Origin of the sequence: Pimelobacter sp. 30-1 (assembly GCF_018831735.1) — a bacterium.
Taxonomy (GTDB): Bacteria; Actinomycetota; Actinomycetes; order Propionibacteriales; family Nocardioidaceae; genus Nocardioides.
On record NZ_NHTS01000003.1, the window covers coordinates 326,819 to 338,780 of the forward strand.

Below are 11,962 nucleotides of genomic sequence, written 5' to 3' on the forward strand. Positions count from 1 at the left end.
AGAGGTTAGGAGCGCTACCTCAATGTGGGGCGCATGTCCATCGGTGTGTCACGAATTGATTGATGTGACGCATGTGATTTGCCGGCCCGACGCCGTCAGTCCGGGGCAGGCCGATCGAGGCGAGCGAGGACGCCGCGGGGCGCCTCCTCCTTGGTGATCGCGAAGATCCGGTGGTCGCGCCAGTCGCCGTCGATGTGCAGGAACCGCGGCGCGTAGCCGACCTCGCGGACGCCGAGCTTCTCCACCACGCGCAGCGAGTTGGAGTTCTCCGGGCGGATGCAGATCTCGATCCGGTGCAGCCCGGCGACGAAGAAGCAGTGGTCGATCACCATCGCGACCGCGCGCGGGATGACACCGCGCCCGGCGAACTGCTGGTCGATCCAGTACCCGACCGACGCGAACTGCGCCGAGCCGCGCACGATGTTGTTGACGCTGACCTGGCCGGCGAAGACGCCGTCCACCTCCACCACGAACGGGTACGTCGTCCCGCGGTGCGCGGCCCTGCGCAGCCGCCGTACCAGCACCCGGAACGAGGTCGGCCGGGCGTCGGCGCCGGGCGGCGCGGTGGCGTCCCAGCGGGCCAGCCAGAGGGCGTTGCGGCGCCGGGCCGCGCGCCAGGCCCGGGCGTCGCTGCGCGCGATCGGGCGCAGCCGGACGACGGGGTCGGTGCCGGAGATCAGCTCGTTGGGCCAGGCGCGGCCGGGGACGCCGACGACCATCCGCTCACGGGGAGCCTCGCTCAATGGTCGCTCCCGACGATCTGCTCGACGGCGTGGACGAGGACCGGCTCGAGAACGGCGAGCGCGTCCTTCACCCCGCCGCGCGAGCCGGGCAGGTTGACCACGAGGGTCTGGCCGGCGATGCCGGCCAGACCGCGGGAGAGCACGGCGGTCGGGACGCCCTTGGCGACGCCGGCCGCGCGGATCGCCTCGGCCAGGCCGGGCACCTCGCGGTCGAGCAGGGGGCGGGTCACCTCGGGGGTGCGGTCGGTGGGTGTGAGCCCGGTGCCGCCGGTGGTCAGCACGACGCGGGCACCCGCGGCGATCGCGGCGGCGATCGCCTCGCCGACCGGCTCCCCGTCGGGCCGGACGACGGGCGCGTCCACGGCGAAGCCCCAGGCCCGCAGCGCGTCGACGAGGAGCGGACCGGTCGTGTCGTCGTAGACACCGGCGGCGGCGCGGTTGGAGGCCACGACCACCACCGCGGGCAGCGCGCTCATCGCGACCAGTCCCCCGACTTGCCGCCGGTCTTGGTCTCGACCCGGATGTCGGTGATGACCGCGCCCTTGTCGACGGCCTTGACCATGTCGACGACGGTCAGCGCGGCGACCGAGACGGCGGTCAGCGCCTCCATCTCGACGCCGGTGCGGTCGGTGGTCTTGACGCTGGCGGTGATCTCGACGGCGTCGTCGGCGACGGTGAGGTCGACGGTGACGCCGGAGACGGCGAGCGGGTGGCACAGCGGGATGAGCGCGGGGGTCTGCTTGGCGCCCATGATGCCGGCGATCCGGGCGACCGCGAGCGCGTCGCCCTTGGGCACGCCGTCGCCGCGCAGCAGCGCGACGACCTCGGGCGAGACCAGGACCCGGCCGGACGCGGTCGCCACCCGGCGGGTCACGTCCTTGGCCGAGACGTCGACCATCCGGGCCGCGCCGGAGGCGTCGACATGGGTCAGCCGGGCGGGCTGCTCGTCAGCCATGGGGCTCCTCCTCGGGATGCAGGGCCAGCACCTCGACCGGCGTGCCCTCGGGGACCAGCCTCGCGCTTGGCGGTACGACGAGCAACGCGTCGGCCGCCGCGAGCAGGCGCTGGGAGTGCCCGGCGTGCCCGGGCAGGGCGGCGATCCGGCCGTTCTCGACGTGGCGCGCGGGCAGCAGGACGGTCCGGTCGGTCGCGGTGACCGCCTCGGCGAGGGGCGCGGTGACCGGCTCCCAGGGAGTGCCGGCGAGGGTGCGCAGCAGCGGGACGACGTAGAGCAGGAACGAGGCGTACGCCGCGATCGGCGTCCCCGGCAGGGTGACCACCGGGACCCGGCGGCCGTCGCTCGCGACCAGGACGCCGCAGCCCTGGGGACGCCCCGGCTTCATCGCGACCGGTCCGAACCAGAAGCCGTCGCGCTCGCGCAGTGCGGCCTTGACCACGTCGTGGTCGCCGGCCGAGATGCCGCCGGTGGTGACCACGACGTCCGCGGCGTCGGCGGCCGCCTGGAGCAGGGCGAGGAAGCGCTGCGGGTCGTCGGGCGCGGGCCCGAAGGCGCTCGCGTCCGACCCCGCCGCCCGGCCCGCGGCCAGGAGGGTCGGGGTGTTGCTGTCGGGGACCTGGCCGCCGACCAGCTCGGCACCGGTCGAGACCACGGCGAGCCGCGGCCGGACCCGGACCTCGACCTCGGTCGCGCCGACCGAGGTGAGCAGCCCGAGCTGGGCCGGACCGAGGCGGGTCCCGGCGCGGAGGGCGATCTCGCCCGCGCCGACGTCCTCGCCCTCGCGGCGGATGTGCCGGCCGGGCGCGGCGGCGCGCTCGATCCGGACGGGGTCCGCACCGGTGGTCCACTCGAACGGGATGACCACGTCGGCCCCTGGGGGCACCGGGGCTCCGGTCATGATCCGGACCGCCGCCCCCTCCCCCAGCGGTACGACGTCATCGCCCGCCGCGACGACGCCGGTCACCGGCAGCTCGGCCGGCAGCGCCCCCAGGTCCGCGGTGCGCACGGCGAAGCCGTCCATCGCGGAGTGGTCGAAGGGCGGCACCGCGAGCGTCGCGACGACGTCGGCGGCGAGCCGGCGGCCGAGCGCGGCGGTCAGCGGCACGCGCTCGGTGCGGGCGAGCGCACCGGCCCCCGCGAGGACCCGGGCGCGGTGCTCGGCGACGGACGGCGCCGGCGCCGGCGCCGCTCCGGGGTCAGTCATCCGCCCCGGACAGCACCTCGCCGGCCGGGATGCGCTGGGCGCCGCGGCCCTCGAGCTCGACCGCGCCGACGACCTGGACCCCGTGACCGAACGTCCAGTCGCCGTCGACCTTGAAGGAGGAGGCCTTGGCCAGCGAGGGCGCGCCCTCGGGGAAGCGCTTGTCGAACTCGCCGACCAGCTTGTAGTGCTCGCCGTCGAGGTCGACGTAGGGCACGTCGGCGGCGACCTGGGTGAGCGCGAAGTCGGCGCCGATCTCGTAGACGTCGGAGCGCAGCACGAGCAGGTCGTTGGTGGTCTTGACCGGGATGAAGCGGTCGCGGCCGACCTCGATCAGCCGGGCGCCCTCGAACACCTCGATCGCGGCCCCCATCGCGGTCTCGATCTGGACCACCTCGGGCGAGGTGGGGTCGGCCGGGTCGAGGTGCTTGACGTTGCGGATCAGCGGCAGGCCGAGGATGCCCTCGCGCTCGTCGAGCTTGGCCTTCATCGCGTGCAGGTCGAACCACAGGTTGTTGGTCGAGGTGAAGCGGTGCTTCTCGAGGTCGGCCGCGGCGGCCTTGTCCTCGTCGAGGGTCTGGGCGGTCTCGCGCAGCACGATCCGGCCGTCGGCCTTGCGCCGGGCGAACTGGCCGCCCTTGCGGTCGGAGACCGTCCGGCGTACGGCCTCGATCGCGAAGGGGGCGCCCGTGCCGGCGAACCAGCCGGCCACCCGCGCGTCGGGGACGGCGCCGAGGTTGTCGGAGTTGGAGACGAAGGCGTAGCGGTAGCCCTGCTCGATCAGCCGGTCGAGGAGCCCGCTGCCGCGCAGCGCGGTGTAGATGTCGCCGTGCCCGGGCGGACACCACTCGAGGTCGGGCTCCTTGGGCCAGGAGGCCGGGGTGAGGTCGGCGGTGAGGAGCTTGGGCTCCTTGTTCTGCAGGAACTCCAGCGGCAGTCCCTCGGTCGCCAGGTCCTCGTAGCGGCCGAGCGCGTGGAGGGTGTCGGAGGAGGTGCGGAAGGAGTTCATGAAGATCAGCGGCAGCCGCGCGCCGTAGAGCCCGCGCAGGTGCAGCGCCTGGCGGGCGATGATGTCGAGGAACGACAGCCCGCGGCGCACGCACAGCAGCGACTTGGCCCGGTCCATGCCCATCGACGTGCCGAGACCGCCGTTGAGCTTGATCGCCACGGTCTGGGCGACGGCCGCGGCCGCGACCTCGTCGGAGACCTCGACGTCGGCGAGGCTCTCGATGTCGACCGGCTCGATGCTCGACTCGGGGATCATCCCGGTCTCACCGTGCTCCAGCAGGCGGTAGTAGTGCGCGAAGGTGTCGACGGCGACCGCGTCCACGCCCGCGTCGAGCATCTTCGCCCGCGCCTTCTCCAGGCCGCCACTACGACCAGTCATACCCATACTGCCGATCGTAGGCTGGACTGGTGACGGCTCCACATCCGTGCCAAGGGGCGGCCAAGACCGCGGTCCGCGACCAGCTCCTCACCGCCCGCCGGCGACGGCCCCTGACCGAGGTCGGCGAGGCCGCCCGCGCGCTCGCCGAGCACCTGCTCGCCACCCCCGAGGTACGCCGCGCGGCCACCGTGGCGGCGTACGTCTCGGTCGGCACGGAGCCCGGCACCACCGCCCTCCTGGACCGGCTGACCGAGGCCGGCAAGCACGTGCTGCTGCCGGTGCTGCTGCCCGACAACGACCTCGACTGGGCGCGCTACCACGGGCCCACCTCGCTCGCCCCCGCCCGCCGCGGGCTGCTCGAGCCGGCCGGGCCCACCCTCGGCGTCGGCGCGGTCGCCACCGCGGACGTCGTCCTGGTGCCCGGGCTCGCGGCCTCGCCCGCGGGGCTGCGCCTGGGCCGCGGGGGCGGGTCCTACGACCGGGCGCTCGCCCGGGTGCCGGTCGGCACCTTCACCTGCGTCCTGCTGTACGACGACGAGCTGCTCCCCGCCGTCCCCGCCGAGCCGCACGACCGGCCGGTCAGCGCGGCGGCGACGCCCGGAGGGGTCGTCCGGTTCACGGCTTGAGGACGAGCACGTCCTCGCCGGCCTGGTCGACGTCGTCCTCGGAGAACGCCCACGGCAGGGTCTCGCCGCGTGCCCAGAGGTCGGTCTGGTCGGTGTAGTTCGGGTGGAAGGCGTGGCCCGAGACGCCGGTCAGGTTGACCCAGCGCGCCGCATCGAGGTCGTCGAGCGGCACCACCATCCGCATCGACGGCGCAGTGGTGACCTCGTAGCCCTCGCGGGCGTCCCACGAGGTCGCGTTGACCAGCGAGCTGCCGCCGCCGACCTTCCAGCCGCCGCGGTTGAACAGCCGCTCGATGATCCCGATGCCGGACTCCCCCAGCGTGGCCGAGCGGAGCTCGAGCCGGTGCAGCCGGCCCCAGGACCACTCGTCGGTGTCCGGGGACTCCAGCGCGGTGAGCTCGTCGCGGGCGGCGATCATCGAGGCGCGCAGGATGTCGTTGCGCCGCTCGACCTTGTCGTCGGTGCTGATGTCGTCCCACCAGGTCGCCCGGGCGCGCGGCAGGAGCGCGCTCACCACCGCGAACCACCGGTCGCCGCCGTCGGGACGCAGCCCCTCGGGCAGCTCGTCGGCGAACGTCCGGTGCAGCACCTGACGCCAGACCGCGTTGAAGTACGCCGCCGCGGCGCTGTCGGCGCCCTCGCGGTAGTTCCACGAGCGCAGCAGCCGCTGGCCGTCGGAGTAGTAGCCGCGCGGCAGGTCCACCTCGAGCAGGTACGGCGTGAGCACCTCGCCGATCGCGCTCCAGTCGTCGAGCTGGATCGCGCTCATCGCGTCGACGCTCAGCTCGTCGTCGGCGGCGAGCAGCTGGTCGATCCGGTTCGAGCGGTAGCCCAGGTCCCAGTCGGAGGTCAGGTACGGCGCGTAGCGGCCCGGGTCGATGACCGCCTGGTTGGCGGTGGCGATGATCCCCGAGGCCGGGTCGAGCACGTGGGGCAGCGCGTCGTACGGGATGTGCCGGCCGGTCCAGTCGGTGTCACGGCGCCAGCCCGCGGCCGGCAGCCGGCCGTCGTTGCCCGCCCGCCGGATCGGGACCAGGCCCGTCGCCTGGTAGCCGATGTGTCCCTGGGTGTCGGCGTAGACGACGTTCTGGCCGGGCGCGGCGAAGTCCGACAGCGCGGCGCGGAACTCGTTCCAGTCGCTCGCCCGGTCGAGCGCGAGCAGGGCGTCGGCGGTGGGCCGCGGGGTCAGGGCGGTCCAGGCCAGGGACACGGCGTGCTCCTGGCCGTCGTCGTCGAGGCCGGCGGTGCCGACGTCGGTGACCTGGTCGACGAGACCGTCCTCGGTGAGGTCGACGCCGGCGTCCGCCGCGGCGGAGGCGAGGTCGGAGAGCAGGGGGCCGTGGCTGGTGGAGCGCACGGTGATCTCGACGTCGTCGCCGCCCTTGACCTCGATCTTCTCCTTGCGCAGCGTGAGCGGGAGCTGCTGGCCGTCGTACTGCCAGGTGTCGCCGCGGACCCGCTCGACGTAGAGGTCGGTGACGTCGGGCCCGAGGTTGGTGAAGCCCCAGGCGATGTCGCGGTTGTGGCCGATCACCACGCCGGGCACGCCCGAGAAGCTGAAGCCCGCCACGTCGTAGGGGCAGGCCGGGGAGACCGAGCGGCAGTGCAGGCCGACCTGGGTCCACACCCCGGGCAGCGAGATGCCGAGGTGGGGGTCGTTGGCCAGGATCGGCGCGCCGGTGTCGGTGCGGTCGCCGTCGACGACCCAGGCGTTGCTGCCGATGCCGTCGCCCTTGCCGAGCAGCGCCGGGACCCCGTCGAGGACGCGGCGTACCGACGCCAGCGCCCGGGTGACGTCGGGGTCGAGCGGCGGGCGCGGGAGCAGCCGCCGGCCGCCCGCCTCGGCGTCCTGGTCGAAGCGCTTCCCGACCACTCCGCCCTGCTGGACGATCGGCTGGTGCTGGTCGTAGGGGTACGACGGGTAGAGGTCGGCGGCCCGCTCCGGTCCGACCGCGGCGCTGGCCAGGGCCCGGCCGATCTCCTCGTCGAGGTTGCCGCGCAGGTCCCAGGCCATCGCCTTGAGCCACGCGATCGAGTCGACCGCCGTCCACTTCTCGGGCTGGTAGTCGAGGCCGGTGAGGTCGAGGAGGGTGTACTCCAGCGACATCTCCGAGAGCGAGCGGCTCTCCATGTAGGCGTTGACGCCCTGGGCGTAGGCGTCGAGCGCGCTGCGGGTCGCCGGCTTGAGCAGCGGCAGCTCCTCCTCGGCGACCTCGCGCCAGCCGAGGGTGCGGACCACGAGGTCGCTCTCGAGACCGGCGTCGCCGAACAGCTCGGAGAGCCGGCCCGCGGTCGCGTGGCGGCGCACGTCCATCTCGAAGAAGCGGTCCTGGGCGGCCACGAAGCCCTGGGCCAGCATCAGGTCGTGGGTGGAGTCGGCGTAGATCTGCGGGATCCCGGCGTCGTCGCGCACCACCCGGACCTCGCCCTCGAGGCCGTTGAGGGTGAGCTCGCCGGAGGTCTGCGGCCACGACTTGCGCACCAGGACGACCGAGGTGGTCAGGCCCGCCACGAGCGCGAGCACGAGCAGCACCCCCACCACGCTCGCCCAGCGCAGCACCCGGGGCCACGGTCGGGGCCGGGTCGTCGGCGCGGTCGTCGTCGCGGCGTCCACGCCGTTGTCTGCCTCCACCATGGTGCCGCCATTGTGCCCGGACCTGGGGTCGTGACGTAGCATTGGCACTCGAAAGTCGAGAGTGCCAACCGGAGATCGCCGATGCCCACGTACCAGTACCAGTGCACCGAGTGCGGTCACGCCTTCGAGCAGGTCCAGTCCTTCAGCGACGACGCGCTCACCACGTGCCCCGAGTGCACGGGTCGCCTGCGCAAGCTGTTCAGCTCGGTCGGCGTGGTCTTCAAGGGCTCGGGGTTCTACAAGACCGACAGCCGCTCGAGCACCACCGCGACCTCACCGGCGGCGTCGACGTCGACCTCCGGGTCCGCGGACTCGTCCTCGACCTCGTCGACCTCGTCCTCGACCTCCTCGTCGTCGTCCTCGTCGTCCTCGTCGTCGAGCAGCTCCGGCGGCTCGAGCACCAGCGCGGCGGCCTCCCCCGCCTGATCCCCGCCTGATCCGCGGGCCCTGTGGAGGACGCCGGCACCCGGCGCCGTCCGCGCCTACCGTCGCGGGCATGGACCTTCTCGGGACCCTCGCCCGCACCCGCGCGACCCTGCGCCGCCACCTGCTGCGCCACCGCCGGCTCCTCGCCGCCCTGCTGCTCGCCGGCGCCGCCGCGAGCAGCCTCCCCGTGCTCGCGCCGCCCGATCCGCCGACCGCCGCGGTCCTGGTCGCCGCGCGCGACCTCCCGGCCGGCCGGGTCCTCGCACCGGGTGACCTGACCAGCGCCCCGCTCCCGCCCGGCGTGCTCCCGGCGGGCGCCGTGCCGGCCGGCTCCCCGCCGCTCGGGCGGGCGCTCGCGGCCCCGCTGCGCCGCGGGGAGCCACTGACCGACGTACGACTGGTCGGGCCGGGGCTCGCCACCGGGCAGCCGTCCGGCGCGGTCGCCGTACCGATCCGGCTCGCGGACGCCGGTCAGGTCGCGCTGCTCGCGGCCGGCGACGTGCTCGACCTGCTCGCAATCGACCCGCGCGGGGCGGCCCCGAGCCGGGTGCTGGCGCGGGCGGCGGTGGTGCTCGCCGTACCGGCGGCGTCGGCGGCCGAGGACGGCGCGCTTCCCGGACGCCTCGTCGTGGTAGCCCTACGCTCGAGCGACGTGTACCACGTCACGGCCGCGTCCGTGGCGAGTTACGTGACTTATACATGGAGTCGCAGTTAGTTTCTTCTGGCCCCCCACCGCCTCCACAAGAAAACCTCGGGAAGAGGAGAGAAAAATGTCCGGCTTCAAGAAGTTCCTGCTCCAGGGCAACCTGGTCGACCTCGCGGTCGCGTTCATCATCGGTACGGCGTTCGCCGCGGTCGTCAAGACCTTCACCGACATGCTGGTCGCCTTCGTCGGCAAGGCCGGCGGCGCCCAGGAGGTCGGACGGCTGCTGATCGCCGACGTCGACGTCGCGCCGTTCATCAACGCCGTGATCGCCTTCGTCGTGATGGCCGCTGTCGTCTACTTCTTCGTCGTCACGCCCTACACCAAGGCCAAGGAGCGCTTCTTCCCCGACGCGCCCGAGGGACCGGACGAGCAGCTCCAGCTGCTCACCGACATCCGCGACGCGCTCACCACGCGCGGAGCCTGATTCCTGCGGCGCTCGGCGCCGATCAGCAGTGCCGTCTCACCCGGTCCGGCCGTGGTGGGGCGGCACTTGCGATTTCAGCCACTGGTCGTGACCGGCGCCGCGGTCGGCGGCCTGGTCGCGGTCGTCCCGCTCGTCGGACGTGGTCTCGGGCAGGGCGTCGCCGAACACCTCGGCGAGGCGCCGCTTGCGCTCCCAGTCCGACTCCGGGCGACCCGACCGCTCGCTCACGTGCAGAGACCGGCCTGCTCGCGGCCGCTGGTCGAGAGGCCGTTGTCCTGGGTCGGCGTCTGGCCCGGCTTGCCGTTGGTCGCGCCGTTGGAGGCCGTGCCGCTCGGGCTGTTGGACGCCGAGCCGCTCGCCGAGCCGCTGGTCGTGCCGCTCGGGCCGCCGGGGGTGCCCGCCGAGGCGGTGCCGTCCGGCTTGTCGCCGGCGCTCAGCGCGTCCTTGAGGAACTCGGGCGTCAGCGGCTTGTCCTTGCGGACGAGCTGCCAGAGCTTGAGCACCTCGGGCGTCCACTCGATGCCGCCGCTGACCTTGTCGGAGTAGGCCCACGGGGTGGTGACGAACTTGATGTTGTCGGCGCCGGTGCCGCGGGCGGTGACCGCGAGGTCGGCCATCTGGGCGATGCTCTTGAAGTCGGTCTGCAGCGACGAGGTCGCGGCGTTCATGAACCCGATCAGGTGGTCGGGGCGGGCCAGCATGTCGGCCGAGAGGGCCTTGCTGATCATCGAGCCGATGAACGCCTGCTGGCGCCGGGTCCGCTGGGTGTCCGTGCCGTCGCCGACGCGGTAACGCACGCGGACGTAGGCGAGCGCCTCGTTGCCCTTGATCTCGCGGGTGCCGGCCTTGAGGTGGATGTCGTGGTCGTTGTCGTCGATGTCCTCGGGGATGCAGACCTCGACGCCGCCGAGCGCGTTGACCATGTCCTTGAACTGGTTGAAGTCGACGACGACGTACTTGTCGACGCGGATCTTGGAGAGCTGCTCGAACTGCTGGATCGTGCAGGAGGGACCGCCGACCGCGTAGGCGGCGTTCCACTTCTCGTAGCCGCCGGCCGCCGGGACGACCCCGCCACCCTTGCGCTTGCACTCGGGGCGCATCACCGCGGTGTCGCGCGGGATCGAGATGCCGTAGGCGAACTCGCGGTTGGCCGAGAGGTGGAACAGGATCGTGGTGTCGGACAGGCCACCGCCGGCCTCGCCGTCGATGCCGTTGCCCTTGCCCGCGCGGGTGTCGGAGCCCATCACCAGGATGTTGAGCGGCTCGCTCGGGCCGGCGACCTGCTCCTTGGCGGGCCGGTTCGAGAGCAGCGTCGAGACGTCCTCGCGCTTGAGGTTGTTGTTCCAGTTGTTGTAGACGAGGACGACGCCCACGCCGGTCGCCATGGCGAGCGAGAGCAGGCTCGCGGCGATCACCTTGAAGACGGTCTTGCCCGGCTGGGGGGCCTTGCGCCGGCCGCGGCCGCGGCGCCCGCGCGGACGTCGTGCGTCACGGCTGGCGCGGCTCGCCCGGGAGGTCGGCACGCGGCGGGCCCGGCTGCCGGGCACGCTCGGCTCGCCGGCGGCGCGGCTCGTCTCAACGTCCTGCGTCATGGATCACCTGGTCGTAGGGGCCCGCCGGGCGGCGGATCTGGGTGCTCGACTGCGCTGCCGAGCCAGCCGCCGATCGGCGCCCCGGTGGCGCCACGCCCACCGTACGGTCCGAGACAAGCACGCGGGCGTCCGTCCATTGTCACCGGTACCGCTCCGCGGACCCAATCGCCCGGCGGTAGCCACCCGGGGTCCGGCCGGTCCAGCGCTTGAACGCGCGCACGAAGCTGCTGGCGTCGGCGTACCCGAGGAGGCGGGCGATCTCGTCCACCGCGAGGGCCGATCCGCGCAGCAGGTGCAGCGCCTCGGTACGACGAGCGTCGGTCGACAGGTCGTGGAAGGTGGTGCCCGCGGCGTGCAGCCGCCGCTTGAGGGTGCGGGTCGACATGTGCATGGCCGCGGCGACGGCGTCCAGGCCGAAACCGGCGGCGCGGGAGCCCAGCAGCGCCTGCACCCGGGCGACGACGTCGTCGGTGAGCCCGATCCGGCACCGCTCCTCGGCGAGCTCGGCCTGGGCGACTCGCGCGGCCAGCGCGTTGGCGGTGTCGATGGGCTCCTCGAGCCGCCCGACCGGGAAGCGCACCTGGTTGACGCCGGTGCCGAACCGGACCGGTGGGAGCCGGGCCCGGTAGCGGGCGAAGTGCTCCGGCTCGGGGCCGTCGAACCACAGCTCGACGTCGTGCTGGCCGTGACCGGTCAGCACCGGCGTCATCCGCGCGAGGCCCGTCAGGAAGAGCTCGAACAAGCACTGGCGGACGTCGCCCACCGGCCGCGTCTCGCGGACGTCGACCGCGGCCTGGTCGCCGTCCAGCACGAGGCCGAGGGTCAGCATCGGCAGCCGCACCGCGCTGTACTCCACCCCCAGCTCGATGGCCTCGCGCAGGGTCGCGGAGGTGAGCAGGCCGAAGCCCATGACGCCGTGCGAGGTGACGGTGCTGCGGAGCCCGATCTCGTAGCCCAGCCCGGGCTCACCGGTCAGGTCCATCCCGTGCCGCAGCAGGTGCCCGGCCTGGAGCGGGGTGAGCCGGCCCTGCGGGTCGGCGAAGGCGGTCGCGGGCAGCCCGGCCGCCGCGCGCAGCTCGGGGCCGACCCCGAACGACGCGGCGACCTCCTCGATGAGCAGCCCGTACCCGACCGGCACCACGGGTCGGTCGAACCACTCGGTCATGACTGGCCCGAATTGCCAACGACCTTGGCCTGCTCGGCCATGGCTCGGCGCCGGAGAGCGCGCCGATAGTGGTCGCATCCGCACCCCACTCCCCCCACC

At 73.6% G+C, this 11,962-nt stretch carries 13 protein-coding genes; 4 read left to right on the top strand and 9 right to left on the bottom strand.

What is annotated here, in order from left to right; all coding sequences use genetic code 11:
- Nucleotides 1–95: 95 nt before the first annotated feature.
- From CCO04_RS06945 to CCO04_RS06965, 5 genes are read right to left on the bottom strand one after another with little or no spacing between them, the layout of a single operon-like run.
- Nucleotides 96–743: a GNAT family N-acetyltransferase gene (locus tag CCO04_RS06945; protein ID WP_252372834.1), complete on the bottom strand. Its 648-nt coding sequence runs from the start codon at nucleotides 741–743 to the stop codon at nucleotides 96–98.
- Nucleotides 740–1,219 (bottom strand): molybdenum cofactor biosynthesis protein B, encoded by a 480-nt coding sequence (locus tag CCO04_RS06950; RefSeq protein ID WP_215813386.1) that lies wholly within the window; start codon nucleotides 1,217–1,219, stop codon nucleotides 740–742. The genes CCO04_RS06945 and CCO04_RS06950 overlap by 4 nt, the downstream gene beginning before the upstream one ends.
- A complete protein-coding gene (moaC, locus tag CCO04_RS06955) occupies nucleotides 1,216–1,698 on the bottom strand; it encodes a cyclic pyranopterin monophosphate synthase MoaC (protein ID WP_215813387.1) in 483 nt (160 codons plus the stop codon). Before moaC ends, CCO04_RS06950 begins: the two co-directional genes overlap by 4 nt.
- The gene (gene glp / locus CCO04_RS06960) at nucleotides 1,691–2,905 is read right to left on the bottom strand and encodes a gephyrin-like molybdotransferase Glp (protein ID WP_215813388.1); all 1,215 of its coding nucleotides are present in this window, start codon (nucleotides 2,903–2,905) and stop codon (nucleotides 1,691–1,693) included. Before glp ends, moaC begins: the two co-directional genes overlap by 8 nt.
- Nucleotides 2,898–4,289 carry a UTP--glucose-1-phosphate uridylyltransferase gene (locus CCO04_RS06965; RefSeq protein ID WP_215813887.1) on the bottom strand — a complete coding sequence of 464 codons (1,392 nt, stop codon included), beginning with the start codon at nucleotides 4,287–4,289 and terminating at the stop codon, nucleotides 2,898–2,900. Before CCO04_RS06965 ends, glp begins: the two co-directional genes overlap by 8 nt.
- Nucleotides 4,290–4,318: 29 nt before the next feature.
- Here CCO04_RS06965 and CCO04_RS06970 point away from each other — a divergent pair, with 29 nt between their 5' ends.
- Nucleotides 4,319–4,915, top strand: a complete 597-nt coding sequence (locus CCO04_RS06970; protein WP_215813389.1) for a 5-formyltetrahydrofolate cyclo-ligase — start codon at nucleotides 4,319–4,321, stop codon at nucleotides 4,913–4,915.
- Here the strand turns inward: CCO04_RS06970 and CCO04_RS06975 are convergent.
- The gene (locus tag CCO04_RS06975; RefSeq protein ID WP_215813390.1) at nucleotides 4,905–7,550 is read right to left on the bottom strand and encodes a penicillin acylase family protein; all 2,646 of its coding nucleotides are present in this window, start codon (nucleotides 7,548–7,550) and stop codon (nucleotides 4,905–4,907) included. The two genes, CCO04_RS06970 and CCO04_RS06975, sit on opposite strands and share 11 nt — an antisense overlap.
- A gap of 81 nt (nucleotides 7,551–7,631) precedes the next feature.
- On the opposite strand from CCO04_RS06975, the gene CCO04_RS06980 reads away from it, so the two are divergent.
- From CCO04_RS06980 to CCO04_RS06990, 3 genes are all read left to right on the top strand, one after another.
- Nucleotides 7,632–7,976: an FmdB family zinc ribbon protein gene (locus CCO04_RS06980; RefSeq protein ID WP_215813391.1), complete on the top strand. Its 345-nt coding sequence runs from the start codon at nucleotides 7,632–7,634 to the stop codon at nucleotides 7,974–7,976.
- Nucleotides 7,977–8,046: 70 nt separating this feature from the next.
- Nucleotides 8,047–8,691: an SAF domain-containing protein gene (locus tag CCO04_RS06985; protein ID WP_215813392.1), complete on the top strand. Its 645-nt coding sequence runs from the start codon at nucleotides 8,047–8,049 to the stop codon at nucleotides 8,689–8,691.
- A gap of 55 nt (nucleotides 8,692–8,746) precedes the next feature.
- Nucleotides 8,747–9,106 (top strand): MscL family protein, encoded by a 360-nt coding sequence (locus CCO04_RS06990; protein ID WP_215813393.1) that lies wholly within the window; start codon nucleotides 8,747–8,749, stop codon nucleotides 9,104–9,106.
- 36 nt (nucleotides 9,107–9,142) lie between these two features.
- Here the strand turns inward: CCO04_RS06990 and CCO04_RS06995 are convergent, their stop codons facing one another.
- The 3 genes from CCO04_RS06995 to CCO04_RS07005 form a co-directional block, all read right to left on the bottom strand.
- Nucleotides 9,143–9,334 carry a hypothetical protein gene (locus CCO04_RS06995; RefSeq protein ID WP_252372835.1) on the bottom strand — a complete coding sequence of 64 codons (192 nt, stop codon included), beginning with the start codon at nucleotides 9,332–9,334 and terminating at the stop codon, nucleotides 9,143–9,145.
- A complete protein-coding gene (locus CCO04_RS07000) occupies nucleotides 9,331–10,698 on the bottom strand; it encodes an LCP family protein (protein WP_215813394.1) in 1,368 nt (455 codons plus the stop codon). Before CCO04_RS07000 ends, CCO04_RS06995 begins: the two co-directional genes overlap by 4 nt.
- A 139-nt stretch (nucleotides 10,699–10,837) precedes the next feature.
- Nucleotides 10,838–11,863, bottom strand: a complete 1,026-nt coding sequence (locus CCO04_RS07005; RefSeq protein WP_215813395.1) for an AraC family transcriptional regulator — start codon at nucleotides 11,861–11,863, stop codon at nucleotides 10,838–10,840.
- Nucleotides 11,864–11,962: the final 99 nt, after the last annotated feature.